An 18331-nucleotide genomic window follows, 5' to 3' on the forward strand; every position below is an offset into this window, starting at 1 on the left:
ACGAGAAAGGCGGGCTCTCGCGAGCCCGCCTCATTTTCGAGTCACGTTTCTCTCAAAACGGGGTATCGTTCGCCGGTTTCCTTCCGGTGTCCACTCAGGACCCGGACCGTTCGCCGAGCTTGGCGTTCATCATGAAGATGCCGTGCGGATGTTCGCCGATCATCTTCAGCTTCTGCAGGATGCCGTCGGCGGTCGCTTCTTCTTCCACCTGTTCCGCGACAAACCATTGCAGGAAGTTGTCCGTCGCAAAGTCTTTCTCTTGGCGCGCAAGCTCCACCAGGCCGTCGATGAGCTTCGTAACCTTGCGTTCGTGCTTCAAGACTTCCTCGAATACCTTGACCGGCTTGCCGAACTCCGCCTGGGGCTTGTCGATAGCTTCAAAGATGACCCTGCCGCCCGTTTCGACGATGTAATGGTAGAGCTTCATCGCGTGGCCCATTTCTTCTTTGGCCTGGGCTCTCATCCATTTGGCGAACCCGTCGAGGTTCTGGGAGTCGAAATACGCGCCCATTGCGGCGTAGAGGTATGCCGAGTACATCTCAGCGGTGATCTGTTTGTTTAGTGCTTTTTCCATCTTCTTACTGACCATGGTACTTCCTTTCGCGCTTGGCGGGGGCGCTACGTCTTCACACCCCGACCGTTTCCGCCGTAGCGGCTCGCCTCCCTGAAGTTCCGCTGCGGAACCCCAGGATTGCCAGCGACGTAGAATGTTTTCCTTCTTGCGCCGTACCGGCCTACTACCGCGCCGGCAGCGGCATAATACTACCAACCGTTCAGAAGAACAAGAAGCGCAAGGCATTCATTCCATTGACCTTGCCCGGGACCCTAGTACACGAGGTCCCGAAAATGGCGCACCGTGTGAAACGTAATAATGTTGCCGTCGTGGGCGCTCTTGGCCCGTTCGTCGCCCGACCTCGACAAAACGTGCAAATCGTCCCCGTCTATCGCCATCGAGGCGTAATGGCGCGCTTGGCCGTAGGCCTTCGAGTCTGCCACCCGCGCCGCAAAACACCAATCCACGCAATTCTTCGAAAAATGCAGCACCAATCGATGCCGCTCGTTATTCGGCAGGTCGAACCGGTCATCCGTCAGCCGGTCCGGGCGCGTCATCGAGTCCGTCGCCTGCGAAGATAACAGCCAGAACAGCGTTGTCTTCTCGTCGTAGACGATATGAAACTTCATCTGCCCGCCGGGGCAGGGCACGAACAGCATGGGTTCTCCCGAGGGCGCATGCTCGAGCGATACGGTGAGACTCCCATCCTCGGACTCGACTGCTCTGGCGATGGCTGCCAGATTGGTTGAACCTGTATGGGCCCGCATCCACAAATGAAATGTCCGCCCCGCCGGGTCGTGCCATACGTGGTTGGGATCCACAAACTGCACGACATTCGTCTCCAACCATCCCGGAGGCGCCATGGGCCGGCGTATCTTCGCGTTTTCCGGGGCCGTATTGCCTGGCGTGAAGAACGGCACGCCGAGCAGGTGGGGCGGCCCGGCCGCGGCGATGGCGTCGCGGTACGAAAGAGCGTTCGAAAACGTCCACGCGTCGCGCCTGGTCAAATCATCCGTTACATTCGCGGCCATCACCACGGGCGCAAGCACCGAAACCGGCCACACCGGCAGCGAGGGGTCCGTATCCTTCTCCATTACCAGGTAGACACGGCCATTCGCATAATGAACGTTGCAGGGGGCCTGGTGCCAATGCTCGCGCTCCGTCAGCCAGGAGACCTCGCCCCACGTCGCGCCCGAGTCAGTCGAGCGCACAATGCCCAGGTCTCCGCGATGTCCCAATACGTATACCGCATCGCCCGCGACAAACGGCCGCGCATGAATCATGGGCGTACTTGCCCGGATGGTCCAGGTCTGTCCGCGGTCATCGCTGGTGTAGATGCGGCCACGGTATGCGTCTATGCCCGTCTTGCCAGCATAGGCGGGTCCGTTCAGGTCGAGTGTCGCTACAAGCCTCCCGCCCGGCAATACCGCCAAGCCCGGGCTGTACGAAAATACCTGAAGCGCATCCGGAGACTCGTACACCTTCACGAAGTCGTTGGCTACCAAGGGGAGCGCTTCGGTTGTCGAGCCCTCGCCGCCGAAAGCAGCACCCGCCAGGGCCGGACCCAAGACAGCGGACTGAATGAACGTTCTGCGGCGCATGATGCTTCTCCCGGGTTCCCCGACCGCTTATGCCGACAATAGAACGTACCCGTCAGCGATCGCTTTCTTGCCCTGATCATTGAAGGCTTCGTAGAACAGATGCACGCCCTTGCCGGACGTGTTCTTCGCCAGCAGCCGAAGGTGGATGTCCGAGCCTGGTATGACCATCCCGCGGAAGGTGCAGCTCAGCTCTTTCAACCGTGCGGGCTCGCCTGCCGCCTCCCGGTTGACCAGTTCGCGCAGGGAGATCGCCAGCGTCGCGGTGCCCTGTAAGATCGGCGCAGGAAGACCCACGCCCTGAGCGAATTTCTTTGATGTGTGGATGGGAAACGAGAGGTCCGTACAGCCGTCGTAGACGTGCGCCGTCAGCGGATCGATGTGGATCGTCTCGTCCCACACCACCCCATTCGTTTCCGGAACGGGTGGAGCCGCGTAGATTTCCCCATCGGTGCGCCCCTCATCAGCACAGCGCACCCCGCGATAAAAAGCGCCTCCGTATTCCGTGAACACCGGTTCACCGTTGGCGTCCTCGGCCTCGAACCGTACGATCGACAACGTGCCTCCCCGCTGGGGCAGCACCCCGTAGATCTGGCCCCGGATGGCCAGACTATCTCCAGGCCGGAGAGGCCGGTGCATGATAATTGCCTCCGTCAAATGGACTTGGCGCGCGTAAACCTCCTCCGGCCACCCCTCCATGCCCCAGAACTCATGGCGCTTCACGTAGATCGGCCAGGTGAGCGCTGCCACAAGCATGGGAGGGGCGATGATTCCGCCCTCACGCGTATCGTCGAAATAGTACGGGTTGTTATCGCCCACCGAGGCGGCAAAATTCATGGATTCCCGCCATCCCACCTCAACAAAACGCGGTTTTGTCCAGCAGCCAACATGTTGTGAGTCAAGTTGTAATGCCAATGCCAATACCTCCTGAAGCGGAACCTTATCACGTCAGGCCATCAAAATAAAAACTTGAGGGTTGTGTCCCCGGATGGCCCTCAAAGAAGCATGGGGCGCCGAAAACCCGTTTCAGCGCCCCAGTGAAGATAGTTGAGCAGGAAATCAGCTGTGCTTCGTCAGATATTCCGCTACGCCATCCGCCGTGGCCTTCATGCCGTCTTCTCCGGCTTTCCAGTTCGCCGGGCAGACCTCGCCGTATTTCTCCGTAAACTGAAGCGCGTCGAGCATGCGAAGCGCCTCCGAGACGTTCCGGCCCAATGGCAGGTCGTTGATGACGGCGTGCCGGATCACGCCATCCTTGTCTATGAGGAACAACCCGCGCAAGGCGACGGTATTATTGAACAGCACGCCGTAGCTGCGGGCGATGTCCTTGCTGAGGTCGGCTACCAGCGGGAACTGCACGTTGCCGATGCCGCCCTTCTCTCGCGGGGTGTTCTTCCATGCCAGATGCGTGAACTGGGAATCGACCGAGACCCCGATCACCTGGCAGTTGCGCTTCTTGAATTCACCGAGCGCCTTGTCGAAAGCCAGGATCTCCGACGGGCATACAAAGGTAAAATCCAGCGGGTAGAAGAACAACACGGCGTACTTTCCGCCGCGCAGGTCCGACAGACTCTTCGGCGCGATCGAGTTGTCGGGCATTACTGTTTCCGCTGTGAAATCCGGTGCTTTCTGTGTAACCAAACTCGTCATGGCCGTTTCTCCTCGCTTACTGCTTTTGCCATTTCACGACACCCGGCGTGTCTTGCCACATGGGTACCCCACTGTGCTCTAAACAATTCGCAAACGCGATTCATTTCCTTCCGCACGCTCGAATGAACCCGGCCACGTCGCCGTCTCGCCGGATCCCGAGCCGCGTCAGCCCGAAATCGAAGCGCACGGGGTCTGCGGGGTCTGCCGCACGCAGGGCCCCGGTGATCTCGAGCGCGCAACGCCCATCCGGCCGTGCTCTCCGGGTAAAACCCAGGGCACGCCCGATTCTGTGCATGTGCGTATCCACCGGGCATACCAGCTTGCTCGCCGGTATGCTCTCCCAGCCGCCCGGGTCCACCTCGTCGCGGCGTATCATCCAGCGGAGAAACAGGTGAAGGCGCTTGCATGCGCTTCCGCGTTCCGGTTGCGGCAAGAGGTAGTTGACATCGCATCCGCATGACGCGCGCAGCGCCGATACAAACCGTTCCGCGGCTGCCAGTACCGTCTCGTCAGACTCCTGGAACCCATCCAGAAACGCCGCTTCGAGCGTTCCCCACCGTTCCGTAATCGACTTCACCGCGTACAACAGGTCCACCAATTCCCGGCCGGCGACAAACCGGTGCCTGAACCCCGCGAATGCTTTCTCCAGCCCCGAGCGCGTCGCTCTTTCCAGCGCCTGCCGGGGTTTCCCCAGCTGCGACAGTACCGCCCCAGCGCTGTTCAATATCTGGGACACTCTGCCGAACGCCAGAGTAGAAGCTACCATTCCCGCAATTTCACGATCCCGGGGATCCTTGTAGGCATACAGCAATTCCAATGGGTCCGGATGAACGAACTCCCGATGGTTGTAACACCTGTACAGCGCTTCCAGGCGCATTCTCACAAGAGGAGACAGGCCGCCCGCGGGCAGGGGAGGGGGCTCGTGCACACGTGACGAACGATGCCGCGGCATACCGTGCTCAGGGGGTCTCGCGCGTGGCAGTCTTTGGCTTTGCATCTTCTTCGAGAACGGCGCCGGTCTCCGGGGACGCATGGAGACCGCTCTTTTTCCGGACGCCCTCGTCCGAGAGTTGAAGGAGGTGCAGACCCTCGAGCTGAAGGCATCCCAGACCTGTGACAATCACCATGCCCGCGTTGATTGCATGAGTCAGTATAGCCAAGGCAAGGGCGTCGTCGTACGACACTTCGGGCGACACGAGCTTCAGGGACGCGACCAGCGGCACCTGGAATTGGCCTACGAAGCCGGGCGTGCCCGGCACGCTGATGGCAATGGCCAAAGCCGCCTGCATCACAAATACCGTGTACCATGGAGACTCGATCCCGAAGGCAAACAGCATGCACTGAAGCACGGCCACGAAACAGGCCCATGTCGCCAGGTTGTAGCCCACGGATTTAGCCATGTCCGGCGCTGACCGGAATACGTCAAGTCCCTGCGCGAACTGCTCAAGCAGGTGGTGCGACCAACCGCCCAATCTGCCGCACGCCGAGGCCGCCGGCTTAAAAAACGACAAACGCGCGCTCAAGAACCCGAATATGCCGTCTGACACGCGCAGGACCAGCTTCTTACTGACATACAGCAGCACGAACACGGTTATCACGGCAACCAGAAACACTGCCGCGCCCAAGGCGCCCGTATGGTACGCGCTGGCCGGAATCAGTATCGGGGAATCGCTGCGAAACAGCTCGCCCGGGATCTCGATGTTTTTCTCGGGCCGGTATGCCAGCAAGGCTATCGCCATAACCGCAATAAGCCCGATAAGATCGTTGACCCGGTCCAGCGCAACCAATGCGAAACTGCGCGCCACCGCGAGGCCCGTCAGTCTTGCCAAGACGATTGCCCGGACAAGTTCCCCGATCCGGGCCGGAAGCGTGAAATTGGCTAGAAACCCAATTTGCGTTGCCGAGAACATGCTCCGGAAGGAGGCCCTGGGCTCGGCCGCTCGCACGACGTAGCTCCAGCGTTTCACGCGGCCAAGGAAACTCACCCCGATAAAGGTCACCGCAAGCACAATCCAGCCCCAGCGCATCTCTCCAAAGGAGCGCTTCAAGCCGGCCCAACTCGTCCCCTGAAACATCCACCAGAGAATGAACACGCCGATGGCCAGGCCGATAGCGCCCTGTATGGTCTGCTTGATTCTTGTGCGCAACGAAGAGTCTCCCACCAAATCGAGCTGGGCTTCCGGGGCACATCCCGGCAGTCTCGGACGGCGTAATCTTTCAGGAACGGAAACGGCTTTTCGGAGTCGGGTCCAACTTGCGCAAAGGCGCTTTTCCACGCTTTTTCTTGAAGGCTTCCACGACAGTGGAGCGGCTTTCTTCATCCGGAGGAAGCCACCCCCGCTTCTGCTTCCGTCGGCGGTCTGCTTTGTGCCGCAGCTCATCGTACGCGGTTCGCAGCCGCTCAAAAAGGAGCAGACGGCACGATAGGCACAAACTCGAATCCTCTTCCACCGCCTGTTTTTGGCAGCGGGTGCAAAGTCGAGGGGATTTGCGTTCCAAGTCCCGGCGCAATACCGACGTCCGGCGCACCAGCTGCTTCACGACAGCCGGCGAAAGCCCGGAGGCCTCCGCCAGTTTGTCCAGACTCAGCTCGCCTTCGTCTAACTTATCCAAAGCGCGGTATACGGCTTCCAATTGCTCGACCCGGCGCAATGCACAGGCTCTGCACAGTCCCTGATTCTCGTCAGCCTGGGTTATGGCGCCGCATTGCCTGCAATTTGCAAGGTTAACCTTCATCAGCTCTCAGCTCCAAAGCCACGCGCTCCACACTTTCCAAAAAGTCCTTCACACTACCCTCATTGTCCAACACCCAGTCCGCAATCGCAAGTTTATTCTCGGGAGGGGTCTGCGCCCGAACCCTCCGCAGGGCCTCGTCACGGGTGAGCTCGCGCGCTTTGATCAGCCGTTGCACGCGGATCTCTTCCGGGCACGTCACCAGGATGACACCGTCAAGGCAGGGCTCCCGTTCGCCGGATTCCCCGATCAGCGCGGCATCAACGATCACGGTCCTATGGCCTTCTTCGGCCAGGGATTGAATTCTGCGTTTGATCTCCTTCTTAATTCGCGGATGAACGATGGCGTTCAGTCTTTGTCGCGCATCGGGGTCGGCGAAGACCCGCGCGCCAAGCTTGCTCCGGTCAATGCGCGCATCGGATACGATATCGTCCCCGAAAGCCGCAATGACGCCGGCTTCGGCGTCTCCGCCGGGAAGGAGAAGTTCGTGCCCGATCGAGTCCGCATCGAGGATGGGGAAGCCCAGCTGCTCGAATCGGCGCGCTGCCACCGATTTTCCGCTTCCCGTGCCGCCCGTAAGCCCGATGACGCGAGTCTTGTGTTCGCCGCCCATCATGTTCCCTTTTCTTGATTCGTCATTGGGGAGAATCCTCTCGGGCCATGTATCGTTCGAGCGCCTCTTCGTAACGGCCTTGTGCCCTCAATATGTGCTCGATAAGCTCGCGCACGGCGCCTTTTCCGCCGGCCCCGCCGGTCACGAAATGCGCAGCCTGTCTGGCCTCGGGCGCCGCATCGGCCACCGCCACTCCCAGGCCCACAGCCGATATAGCCCGCACATCGATGATATCGTCGCCGATAAAGGCAAGTTCTTCCATGGACAGGCCGTGGCGCGCGGCCACTTCTTCACAAACACGCAGCTTGTTCTTGACCCACATATGGCATTCCGCGCATTTCCACGTCGCGGCAATGGCTTCGAGGGCCTTGCTGCCAAGACCGGATACCAGTGCCGTCTTGCCCTCCACAAGATGCCACATGGTAAGCGCAGTGACGTCCCTGACGCATACCGTCCGAAAGGGACGGCCTTCGCCATCGAACGCTATTGCGCCGTCAGTCAAAACCCCGTCAACATCCGAGACGAGGAAACGAACTCGCTTCAGCCTGGTATCCAACGTGGTCGACATCACGTGCTCCTGTGGCGCGTCAAAACATGCGGTTATTTTCGTTTGCCTTTTGAAGATATGACGATAGAGAGCATCCCTTGCACGACCGTCGGACGTATCAGCCGGACGTGCAGGAGTTGTTCTCCCTTCCCTTCCGCACGGTCAATGGATGCCTCTACCGCTTCTGTGTCCGTCAAACACGTCACTTCACAAGGCATGGAAGCCAATTCCGCCCCCAATACGATCTTGTTCAGAAGCACCGATTGCTGGAAAAGGAGTTGAACCTGCGTCTTGTTCGATGGCGAGGCTTCCTTTTCCATGCGCACCCACGACAGCCCCGCCGGCGAGAAAAGAGGAACGTTCAGAAAACGCACTCCTTTGGGCAGGTGCGGACGTACCCAAAGCACGTGTTCCAAGGCGTCCATGAAAACCCCGTGCAGCGATTCATACGCATGCCAAACGGACAAAGCGGTCATGTGGCGGTCCTGGCCTCTATCCCGTGGCTTGTTGGCGTTGCAGTCCCAGCTCAACGGATGATTGAAAGCGCGCGCACCCTTCATCCAGACGCACCTGAAAATGTTCTTGATCATGTAAAGGCCGTGATCCGGGCGTCCGCTCTGCAACAACAAGCAGGCGAAATGCGCAAGCGTCATTCCCGGCCACCCGTGTTCGCTATACGGATCCTCCTCCGCGCCCGGGGGATTCTCACACGGATAGCCGTCCGGCATAGTGGCCTTGACCATCCCGAATTTCCGCTCGTTCAACCGTTGTATGGTGCCTAGTGCGCGGAGTACCCGGCCCGGCTCGAAAAGGGGACCGGCGCCCAGCCATCCCGCGTACCATTCTCCGGCGAGCTGGCCCGTGTGGCACCCCAGTTGCCACTCCTCCGGTTGTAAGCGCTCCCTCGAACCCGGCGCACAATGCAGGTAGTACCCGTGTTGCTCATCCCACAATAGCGACTCAAAGCGCTCGACCGCCTTCGCGGAAAGGGCTCGGTAGCGCTCCGCCTCACTGGTTTTGCCCAGAACCTCCGCAAGAGCGGCGTACGCCCCGAGCGTCGCGATCCAAAGTCCTGACGTATAGCTGTTGACGCCTTCGGCCACCCACCCCTCGTACATGGTCGAGCATCCGGACTGCTGCGGCAGCCCGGCCCCAAGCTTGTCCAGGGACGCCACATGGGCCATGGCCGCCTGCAACCTTGGAAACAGCTTTTCGGCCATCTGCCGCTTGCCCGTAATACGGAAGTTCCGGCAAGCCATCAACACGAATTTCGGCCCGAGATCGGCTAGTTCATCGGTGGCCGGTCCATCGCCCGGAGCGTCCAATCCCATCCGGCCCAGGTACCGCACGCAGCGGCCCGGCTCGGTCTTCCGGATCGCGCTGGCCAGCGCCTTGAACTCCGCTTCCTCCAATTCCGGAAAGAGCAGGAGCGTAGCCAGCGAACTATACAGGCGTTTGTCGAGGCATCCCGTCATTGGGTCTTCCGGCGTCTCGAACATGCCAAATTCGCCTTCCCGCGTCAGCAGCGTGTTCGTCGAAAACGTCGCGCAACTGTTGATGAGCATGCGCGAGAACCAGTGGGGGAGCGATGAGGCAAGAAGGGCATTCTGCCAGTTCTCGACCGACCGGAAGTAGAAGTTCACGTTCCGAAGGGCGCGCTGCCCCACGTCAACCGCACTATCAAACGTCTGGGTGTATCGATTGCCATAGTCCCTGCCCTCGACTTCAAATCGCGGACAGTACCAGCTCAGCCCGAACAGATAACGGCACTCCTGGTGGGGCGGCAGTTCCCGGGTGCAGCACACTGCGGCCGAGTGCGCGGCGGGACTTCTCGAAACCTGGTTGGCCAGGCGGCCGTCGTAATGGAACTGCTGCCAAAACGTGTCCAGCTCCGACGGGTCGCCTCCGTTCCATCCCAGGACGCTGATCTCCTGGCCCAATTGCGGCTGGGCCATCAGTGCATAGTTGCCTTCGGCATTGTTCTCGAAATCGCTGCTTTTGCCGAAGCTCAACCCCTGGAAGTGCGCTGCGTCCGACTTGTCGCGGTAGTAAACCGGGGAAAAGCTCCCCCGGCGCGCCGGATAGTTGCCGCGCGAGCAACCGCACAGGTTCTCCCAGTTGAAGACAAATGAAACGTGGACTGGCGTAAGACCGGGGTTGCGCACCGACACGCTCAAGAAGAGCACTGGGATGTTGGATGCCGCCACGTCATGGGGCACGACCGGCGTCATGGCCCGCCACGACAGTTCCACCGGCGCATCTTGCGCATTGAGTTTGTAAAGGGAACACGGGTAAAGGGCACGCCACGTCAACTCGTTCACCGGGGTGAAGGCGGGAACAACCCCGGCCTCGGCAAACGGCAATTCACATGCCGGCTGAAGAAAACGGGTCTGGACCCGCCCTTGCCGAACCGTGCGTATCGCCAGAAAGGCCCGCGAACTAAGCGAAATACGCGTCTTCACGTCCCGATTATTGTTGATCGTGATGTTGCGGAACCGGTTGTCGCTTCCGAGCTCAATACATCCCGTGCCAATGCCCCCGAGGGGCACGCCCCACGTTACCGGAGGAGCGTCCTTGTTCGAATTCTTGGATATGGCCGCAGGTCGCGGTCGCCGCTGGTTTGCTCTTGAGTCAGCCGCCATGTCCCCCAGCTTTCATCTTATTTCATTTCCGCTCTCACGCCCCGCGGTACGGCCGGGTTGAGGACCCTTGCCCAGTTCAAGCAGCATCACAATCGCGTCCTCGCCGCTTCGGGGATAGTATCCTTTCCTGCGGGCGATTTGACGGAACCCAAACGTCTCGTAAAGGGTTCGTGCCCGGATATTGGATTCGCGGACCTCGAGCGTCGCAATGCGCGCTCCCGCTTGCCCGGCAATATCCACGAGGTACTGCGTCAGTTCGCGCCCAAGACCAAGTCCGCGAAACGTATCGCGGACCGTCACGCTCGTGATGTGCGCCTCGTCCAGCACCAGCCAGAATCCGCCATATCCCACCACCTGTCTGCCCAATACCATCACATAAAAATACGAGCGGTTGTTGCGAAGCTCATCGTAAAACATGTTGCGCGACCACGGTTCGGGATATGCTTCCACTTCAATATCCATGATTTCGTCGAGGTACTTCTCGGCAAGCCTCAAAAAGACGGGCCGGGCTGTATTCGGTGCGCTCATGAGCCGGTCGCTTCTTCCCGGTTTTGCTCTGCTTGTGATTTTCGAAGGTATACCGGTTGCACAGCCGCCGGATCGGCCTTGCACCCTGCGAGCAGCATCTCGAGAGCTTCGCACCCCACAGCCGACGCCCGTGGCGCCCAGAATGTCTCGGGAAGAAGCCGGATGCCGGGAAGACACGCCGCAATACGCTCTCGATATGCCCTGACACCGTCTCCGAACATCGTCACCCGGCGGCCCTTCAATTTCTCGGCCACCGTCTCAATGCTCGCCACGCAATCCGGAAGCACCTGCTCCCGGAGGCCTGAGTCCACTTGGTACGCCGCCGCAAACACCTCTCCCATACGCGCGTCAAGAACAGGGCAGACAAGCCCTGCAACCGGACCCGGAACCCGCGACAGAGCTGCCAGCGTAGGGACGCCAACCAGGGGAAGTCCCCGCCCGAGCGCCAGACCTTTCCACGTTGCCACTCCAACGCGCAACCCCGTGAACGAGCCCGGTCCTTTGCTGATAGCCAGCGCGTCGACGCGTTCCAAAGCAACGCCCGCCTCTCGTAATACCCACGTTACCGTGTCCAGCAGCCGCTCTGCGTGGGTGCGTCCGCACGTTACCACCGATTCCGCCAGGATCTGGCCGTCCTTGCATACCGCGACCGAGTTGACGCTTGTAGCAGTATCTGCCGATAGGATTATCATGGTTGGATCATACGGTTGTAAGCGTTCGTAGGTCAATGATTTGGAAGTGCCGCCTCAGGCGCCCGCTCGAGACCCGCCTCATGGCCATTGCCCGCCGCGCAGGCTGCGGGCAGACCAAAGTCAAACAGACCACTTCGACATCAGGAACGGTCCTGAAGTACAAAAACGGCCGCATAACCCGTCCGGGCTTGCGGCCTGGCAAACAACGGCATCTCTTAAGCCTTTAGAAGGTAGGAGTTTCCGGGGGATCACCCGACGAGTCCCCGGGTGCGGCTTCCTGCTGGCGGCCTTTCTGCTCAGCGTATGCTGTCGGCTCCGTGCCGCATATCAATTCTTTCATCTTCTTGCCGGGCCGAAACGTAACCACCTTCCGTTCAGGCACGGGGACTTGCTCCCCAGTTCGCGGATTGCGGCCAATGCGCGATGCGCGGGTCTTCACCTCAAAAACCCCAAAATCGCGCAATTCCCAACGTTTGCCTTCCGCAAGTGTCTGCGAGATGGTCTCGAAGGCCCCTTCGATAATCTTGGCCACTGTGCTTTGGGTTATCCCAAGCTTATTGGCCACTCTGATTACCAACTCGCGCTTGGTCATTGTCACGGAATTAAACCCTCCTCGCCAGCCTGAACGGAAACTTCATGTCTCGTGACAGGCTGACTCGCTGCACCGCGGCTTCGCGTACGTGCATTATACGAATACTGCCGGTTCTTTGCAAATCTTTTCGTACAGTCATCTTATCGATGATTGTCTACGAAGTCAACCACTTCTCGCCAGCGTATGATTCCCGCCTCCATAAAGGAACGGCGGGAGGTTGAATCTTCCTAAGTGATTGATTTAGAATCATTTCTTGACATTTGGGCCCTGCGTGTACGCTCATGGACGTGCCAATCGCTGAAATACTTGCTGCGTATGTCTGCCTCCTGTTCTGCCTTACCCTGCATGAGGCTGCTCACGCCTGGGCCGCTGAGCGCGCAGGAGACCCTACCGGACGCCTGCTGGGACGCATCACCCTTAACCCCTTGGCGCACATAGATCCCTTCGGTACGGTGCTGTTTCCCTTGACCATGATGATGACGGGGTTGCCCGTATTCGGCTGGGCCAAACCGGTACCGTTCCAGCCGACAAATCTCAAGAACCGGCGCTGGGGACCCGTAGTTGTCGCCCTGGCAGGACCGTTTTCTCACCTGTTTCAGCTGCTTGTTCTGGTCTTTGGGGCACGCGTGGCTTTCTACCTTCTTGACCCGGACATCTCAACGCTTGCGGATTCGCCATGGGTCTTCCTCCTCATCCTCTTGGTGCACATCAACCTTGTCTTGATGTTATTCAACCTGATTCCTGTGCCTCCCCTCGACGGCCATCATGTTCTCTATGCCTTTCTGCCGCCCGCCGGCCAACGTGTCATGGATAGGATAGGGCCATGGGGAATCCTTATCGCCCTGCTAATTATGCGGTACGGTCTCGGCGCGCCACTGGCCTTCCTCCGGGACCTTGTCATGTTTCTCCTGTTTGGGGGGCTCGGCGTGTCAACCGCGGGATGAGGAAACGCTTCACATGACCGCTCAAACTTGGCGCCGCCGGTTTGTTCTCGTGTAGGATCGCGGCCAGTGTCGACCAGCAAGGAGTAACCTTCGCATGAGCATTACCGTAGTCGGTTCCGTGGCCCTGGACACCGTAGAAACGCCCGCGGGCAGGAATGAGGAAGGCCTCGGCGGAGCCGCCACCTATTTCTCGCTCGCCGCCGTCCACTATGCGCCGGTCAACCTCGTAGGCGTGGTCGGAGACGATTTCCCGCAAGAGTACGTTGACCTCTTCGAGCGGCAGGGCATAAACCTCGAAGGGCTCGAGCGCGCTCCAGGAAGGACCTTTCGCTGGACGGGCCGCTATCACGATGATGTGAATCAGCGGGATACCCTCGAGACACAACTTAACGTGTTCGAAGATTTCCACCCCAAACTTCCTGGCGCGGCCCGGAAGGCCAAGTATCTTTTTCTCGGCAATATTCATCCGTCGCTCCAGCTGGAGGTGCTCGAACAAGTCGAACCCACGTTCATCGCCCTCGATACCATGAACCTGTGGATCGATATCGCACAGGAAGAATTGAAACAGGTGATGGCGCGTCTCGATGCAATCATCATCAACGACTCCGAGGTCAAACAACTCACGGGACGCAGCAATGTCGTCAAAGGCGCCCGGGAAATCACCGCCCTGGGCCCCCGCATCGTCGTCGTAAAGAAAGGCGAACACGGTTGTCTCCTGTGCATGGAAGACGGTTTCTTTGCAGCGCCCGCCTTTCCTCTTGACGAAGTCCTTGACCCGACCGGCGCGGGCGATACATTTGCGGGCGGGTTCATCGGGTACCTCGCCCAGAAAGATTCCGTCGACAAGACCACCCTGCGCCAGGCGGTAATTCACGGAAGCGTCGTGGCGTCGTTCGCATGCGAGGACTTTGGGCCGGGACCGCTCGTGACGCTTACCCGAAAGCGGATCGCCGAGCGGTATGCGCGGTTCAAAACCCTGGTGAAGTTCTAAGACCCGCACTTGCTCGCGCATCCGTCCACAGGCCTGCATATCGTCCTGTCCGGCCCGACAAGACCTCAGGATTGTCCCGTTGTGGCATAACCTGTTCCGCGACGCGCGCAGCGCCCCGAGTGTTTTGCGATAGAAGGTTTGTGCTCTCTAAGCAATTGGTCTGACAGATATTTGGCTGGTTTCTTGGGCGCCGCGCAAGAACCTCTTGCCGAAAACGCTTCTGGGTACTATCATAGAACATGGATCGGCGTATACCTGACAACATGTCAGAGGGTTGGCAAGTGCATTTCCGGAGTGTTTCCGGCGGCGATAGATACATGGTGTAGTTATCGCGAAAACAAACCAAGGGAGGCAGAAATCATGCGTAAGAAAGGATTCACACTTATCGAACTGCTGGTAGTCATCGCTATTATCGGCATTCTGGCGGCGATATTGCTGCCAGCGCTCGCCCGGGCGCGCGAATCGGCACGCCGGGCAAGTTGCCAAAACAATCTCAAGCAATGGGGCCTCGTGTTCAAGATGTATGCCAACGAGGCCAAGGGCGAGAAGTTCCCGCCGAACCAAGTGTTCAAAGACCATGTAAACCCATTGGATCCGACCAGCCTGTGCGCGCGCACAAACTATCCGGAACTGGTGCCAAACGGCACGTCCATTTATCCTGAATATCTAACCGATCCGAATATCGGCGGGTGCCCGTCCGACTCGGATTCCGAATTGGATAGCTGGCACGAACTCGGGAATCCGGACCTCCCATGGGATCCATGCAGATTCCGCGGGACGTCATATGACTATTTTGCATGGGCAATCAGCGTGAAAGAGTTTCTAAACGCGGGCGTTGACGAGAACGACGCCGTTTTCAACGGGCCGGATTTTGTCACGGCCCTCATAACGGGATTCCAAATGGATTTTGTAACGGCGCTCAACGACTTGATCACTGATTGGGAGGACGGCACGGATACAACCTTTGCGGTTTTCGAAAGCGAACCGTCGGTTGGCAACAAGACGCTCTACCGTCTTCGCGAAGGCATTGAACGGTTCTTCGTCACCGACATCAACAATCCCGCAGGCAGCGCGAAAGCGCAAAGCGAGATCTTCGTCATGTTCGATGACATCAACCCGAAGAACGTGGACTTCATGAACCACGTTCCGGGCGGATGCAACGTTCTGTACATGGATGGACATGTCGAGTTCATTCGGTACCCTGGCGAGAGCCCGGTTTCAAAAGCCTTTGGCGCTATCATGGGCTCGGTGTGACCTGAACGACAGAGCTATTGGATACGGACTTTTCGGCGGCGCTTCTTTCGAGGCGCCGCCGATGCTGTGTCCACGCGCAACCGTTCGCAAGGAACCTACTTGTTGAGTTCGTTCACTTTCCGCTCGATCAGGTGCTTGATTTCTTTCAGCCGCTTCGGAGAGTCGGCTTCGCAACGCATCACCAGAACCGGCGATGTATTCGACGCGCGCAGCAGTCCCCAGCCGTCCTCGAATTCTATCCGCGCGCCATCTATGGTGATCACTTTCAATCCCAAATCGTCTTTGAAGTATCTGGTCGCCTTCCTGACGATATCAAACTTCTTCGATTCCTCGGTCGCGATCCGAATCTCCTCGGTGACATATGTTTTCGGGACATCTCCCAGCAGCACGCTCAAGGGTTTCTTTGTGTTGCCCAGGATCTCGAGCAGCCGCGCGCCCGCGTATACGGCGTCGTCGAAGCCGTACCAACGGTGCTTGAAAAACATGTGACCGCTCATTTCGCCCGCGAGCTGGGCATGGAATTTTTTCATCGCCGCCTTGATGAGCGAGTGGCCAGTCCGCCACATGATCGCCTTGCCCCCGTGCGCCTCGATGTCCGCGTACAACGTCCGCGATCCCTTCACCTCGGAGATGATGGTGGCGCCCGGCTTGTGTTTCAGGATGTCGCGCGCAAAAAGTATCAGCAGCTTATCGCCGAAGATCACTTCACCTTTCTCGTTCACCACGCCGATGCGGTCTCCGTCTCCGTCAAACCCGATACCGCAATCCGCCTTGGTGCGTTTCACGGTAGCGATGAGTCTGGTAAGATTCTTCGGCACCGTGGGGTCGGGATGATGGTTGGGGAAACGGCCGTCCACGTCGCAATACAACGGGATGACCTCGCATCCCATCTGCTCGTACAAAGGCGCCCCTACTGGCCCGCTCACGCCGTTGCCAGCATCGATCACGACCTTCAGTTTGCGCTTTACCGTGATGCCGCGCAGCACCCTGGCGAAATATTTCGGCAGCAGGTCCATCCGCGCAATCGTAACCGGTCTCCGCGCCTTGGGAAAACTCTCGCGCAGGGCTACCCTGTATAGTTTTTGGATTTCCTCGCCGTGAATCGTTGCCGTGCCGACCGCCACCTTCATCCCGTTGTACTCTTTCGGATTGTGGCTGGCCGTGATCATCACGCCCCCGTCGACCGGCAACGTAAACAGCCCGAAGTAACACAAAGGCGTTGGGACCTGCCCGATGTCGATCACGTTCACACCCGCCCCCGTGATGCCGTCCATGACCGCATGGGCATACGCGCGCGAAGTCAGGCGCCCGTCGTGGGCAACAACGAGACAATTGTGCTTGCGTTTGCCGCGCATGTACGCCACGATGGCCTGTCCGAGGCGTTCGTAAATCTCCTCGGTCACATCCGTGCCGGCAATGCCCCGGATATCGTATTCACGGAAAATCTGCGGGTTCAATTTCATAACGGCAACGCCTCCCCTGTATCTGGTAGTCTATCGGTTAAGAGGGTAGCAAGCCCGTGCTCCGCGCGCAACATCCGTGTTGATGTGCCGCGGCGCATCTCCCGAAGTCTCGCTGCCCCGCAATCCCCCGCAGCTCAGCTTATGAAACCCACCAACACCGTGCTACACTGTAATGCGCCGAGAGAGGAAACGGTTTATGACGGCAAGCACTCCGGCACGAGATGTCTCGGCGGGATGGTATGGCTCAGGAGTTTTTTCAAACGCGCTGAAGGGCGGTACGGCCCGGAAATCGCGAGAAGGTCAATACGCCAACACGAGTTGGAGTCGCTCAGGAGGACACGACGTGAGCATGCGGGCGCCCGTCTATTCAAGATTTGCCGACACCCAGTTGATATTGAGGGATGAACTCGCCATAGACCGAACGCTGCTCGCAAACGAGCGCACCCTTCTCGCATATCTTCGCTCAGGGGTAGCCCTGTTTATCGCAGGCATCACCATGGTCCACTTCTCTGAGCAGGGATGGTTCATGCTCATCGGGGCGGCCTGCATGCCCGCTGGAATCATCTGCGGGATCATCGGCATCATTCGATTTTTCAAGATGAACAGTTCCATCCTCCTGATTCGAGATACAATGCCCATCACCGGCGCCCCTACGGGCGAATCCCAATCGTCAGCAGCCAGCGGGCAGGAAAACGCGGCTCCCTAAGCCCCGTACTTCGCGCCACAAGTTCAGAAAATGCCGGACAACCGTGCAGACCTCCAGGCACATGCACTTGCCCCGCGACTAGCCACAAGGCATGGTCTCCGGGCTTTCTGGGCGACATCAATGTTCGCCGTCTTCGGTGGCCAGGATACGGCCATCTGGAAGGACCCGAATCTCCTGCTCCTTATCTTGAACCTCGAGCTCGATTTCGTAGTATGTTACGTGGACAGCTTCTGCTTCTTCGATCTCCGCGCCGGGGAAGTGTTCTTTCACAGCTGCCGCAACAGCGGCCGGCAACTTCGCCGCGGCTACTCGTTCCGAGGTCTCAAGAATCTGGCCGTCTTCCAACACCTCTGCCTCGCGGGGTGTCCCCTCAACCGTGTATTCGGCCTCATATACCACCACGCCGTCCTCGGTCTCCCGGGTCACTCTGTCAATCCGAATCGCGGGGATCGCCTTCGTGAACGCTTCCTGGACAGCCTTCGGCAAACGTCCCCACGAAATTGACGCCTCATCTTCCGCGTCTTTATCCTCGACTTCGGTTTCGGTCTCGAGGAGTTCTCCGTTCGCCGAGACCTGGATTTCGGTTTCTTTGCCGTTTACGACGATCTCTGCTTCGTAGACGACTCGCCCATCCTCGGTCTCTTTCTCAATTTCGACAATCTGCCCTTGCTCCGCGTGCTGTTGGATCATGGCGCGGGCGGCGGGAGGCAACTGATCCAGGGCGACTTCCTCCTCCGCGAGTGCCCCTGAGATCGCCACAACACCAGCAACAAGGGCGATGACCATGAGCGCACCACCTGTCAGATAACCTGTTTTCATAATCTT

At 59.0% G+C, this 18331-nt stretch carries 18 protein-coding genes; 4 read left to right on the forward strand and 14 right to left on the reverse strand.

What is annotated here, in order from left to right; translation table 11 throughout:
- Positions 1-94: 94 nt before the first annotated feature.
- From PLJ71_16745 to PLJ71_16800, 12 genes are all read right to left on the reverse strand, one after another.
- On the reverse strand, positions 95-589 hold the full coding sequence (locus tag PLJ71_16745; GenBank protein HQM50338.1) for a ferritin: 495 nt from the start codon (positions 587-589) through the stop codon (positions 95-97).
- A 236-nt stretch (positions 590-825) separates the two neighbouring features.
- A complete protein-coding gene (locus PLJ71_16750; protein ID HQM50339.1) occupies positions 826-2154 on the reverse strand; it encodes a sialidase family protein in 1329 nt (442 codons plus the stop codon).
- A 27-nt stretch (positions 2155-2181) separates the two neighbouring features.
- Positions 2182-3066 carry a MaoC/PaaZ C-terminal domain-containing protein gene (locus tag PLJ71_16755; protein ID HQM50340.1) on the reverse strand — a complete coding sequence of 295 codons (885 nt, stop codon included), beginning with the start codon at positions 3064-3066 and terminating at the stop codon, positions 2182-2184.
- Positions 3067-3210: 144 nt separating this feature from the next.
- Positions 3211-3801 carry a peroxiredoxin gene (locus tag PLJ71_16760; GenBank protein HQM50341.1) on the reverse strand — a complete coding sequence of 197 codons (591 nt, stop codon included), beginning with the start codon at positions 3799-3801 and terminating at the stop codon, positions 3211-3213.
- A 100-nt stretch (positions 3802-3901) separates the two neighbouring features.
- Positions 3902-4678, reverse strand: a complete 777-nt coding sequence (locus tag PLJ71_16765) for a TIGR02757 family protein (protein HQM50342.1) — start codon at positions 4676-4678, stop codon at positions 3902-3904.
- Positions 4679-4760: 82 nt separating this feature from the next.
- Entirely contained in the window at positions 4761-5948 is a 1188-nt protein-coding gene (locus PLJ71_16770; protein HQM50343.1) for a lysylphosphatidylglycerol synthase transmembrane domain-containing protein, read from the reverse strand.
- Positions 5949-6526: 578 nt separating this feature from the next.
- The gene (coaE, locus tag PLJ71_16775) at positions 6527-7150 is read right to left on the reverse strand and encodes a dephospho-CoA kinase (GenBank protein HQM50344.1); all 624 of its coding nucleotides are present in this window, start codon (positions 7148-7150) and stop codon (positions 6527-6529) included.
- A 19-nt stretch (positions 7151-7169) separates the two neighbouring features.
- Positions 7170-7715: an HAD hydrolase family protein gene (locus PLJ71_16780; protein ID HQM50345.1), complete on the reverse strand. Its 546-nt coding sequence runs from the start codon at positions 7713-7715 to the stop codon at positions 7170-7172.
- Between the two features lie 32 nt (positions 7716-7747).
- A complete protein-coding gene (locus PLJ71_16785; protein ID HQM50346.1) occupies positions 7748-10336 on the reverse strand; it encodes a GH116 family glycosyl-hydrolase in 2589 nt (862 codons plus the stop codon).
- A gap of 12 nt (positions 10337-10348) precedes the next feature.
- Positions 10349-10864, reverse strand: a complete 516-nt coding sequence (gene rimI, locus PLJ71_16790) for a ribosomal protein S18-alanine N-acetyltransferase (GenBank protein HQM50347.1) — start codon at positions 10862-10864, stop codon at positions 10349-10351.
- A complete protein-coding gene (tsaB, locus tag PLJ71_16795; protein ID HQM50348.1) occupies positions 10861-11556 on the reverse strand; it encodes a tRNA (adenosine(37)-N6)-threonylcarbamoyltransferase complex dimerization subunit type 1 TsaB in 696 nt (231 codons plus the stop codon). Before tsaB ends, rimI begins: the two co-directional genes overlap by 4 nt.
- 223 nt (positions 11557-11779) lie before the next feature.
- The gene (locus PLJ71_16800; protein HQM50349.1) at positions 11780-12148 is read right to left on the reverse strand and encodes an HU family DNA-binding protein; all 369 of its coding nucleotides are present in this window, start codon (positions 12146-12148) and stop codon (positions 11780-11782) included.
- Positions 12149-12429: 281 nt separating this feature from the next.
- Between PLJ71_16800 and PLJ71_16805 the strand changes: the two genes are divergently transcribed.
- The 3 genes from PLJ71_16805 to PLJ71_16815 all read left to right on the forward strand — a co-directional run bounded on the left by PLJ71_16805 (position 12430) and on the right by PLJ71_16815 (position 15337).
- Positions 12430-13092, forward strand: a complete 663-nt coding sequence (locus tag PLJ71_16805; protein HQM50350.1) for a site-2 protease family protein — start codon at positions 12430-12432, stop codon at positions 13090-13092.
- Positions 13093-13186: 94 nt separating this feature from the next.
- Complete coding sequence (locus tag PLJ71_16810; protein ID HQM50351.1) at positions 13187-14083, forward strand: PfkB family carbohydrate kinase; 897 nt, start codon at positions 13187-13189, stop codon at positions 14081-14083.
- A 360-nt stretch (positions 14084-14443) separates the two neighbouring features.
- On the forward strand, positions 14444-15337 hold the full coding sequence (locus PLJ71_16815; protein ID HQM50352.1) for a DUF1559 domain-containing protein: 894 nt from the start codon (positions 14444-14446) through the stop codon (positions 15335-15337).
- Positions 15338-15432: 95 nt separating this feature from the next.
- Here the strand turns inward: PLJ71_16815 and PLJ71_16820 are convergent, their stop codons facing one another.
- The gene (locus PLJ71_16820; GenBank protein ID HQM50353.1) at positions 15433-16794 is read right to left on the reverse strand and encodes a phosphomannomutase/phosphoglucomutase; all 1362 of its coding nucleotides are present in this window, start codon (positions 16792-16794) and stop codon (positions 15433-15435) included.
- A gap of 355 nt (positions 16795-17149) precedes the next feature.
- Between PLJ71_16820 and PLJ71_16825 the strand changes: the two genes are divergently transcribed.
- Positions 17150-17506 carry a DUF202 domain-containing protein gene (locus PLJ71_16825; protein ID HQM50354.1) on the forward strand — a complete coding sequence of 119 codons (357 nt, stop codon included), beginning with the start codon at positions 17150-17152 and terminating at the stop codon, positions 17504-17506.
- A gap of 117 nt (positions 17507-17623) precedes the next feature.
- Here the strand turns inward: PLJ71_16825 and PLJ71_16830 are convergent, their stop codons facing one another.
- Positions 17624-18325 carry a PepSY-like domain-containing protein gene (locus PLJ71_16830; protein HQM50355.1) on the reverse strand — a complete coding sequence of 234 codons (702 nt, stop codon included), beginning with the start codon at positions 18323-18325 and terminating at the stop codon, positions 17624-17626.
- Positions 18326-18331 lie beyond the last annotated feature (6 nt).

It is taken from the genome of Candidatus Hydrogenedentota bacterium (assembly GCA_035416745.1).
In the GTDB taxonomy this organism is placed as follows: Bacteria; Hydrogenedentota; Hydrogenedentia; order Hydrogenedentales; family SLHB01; genus UBA2224.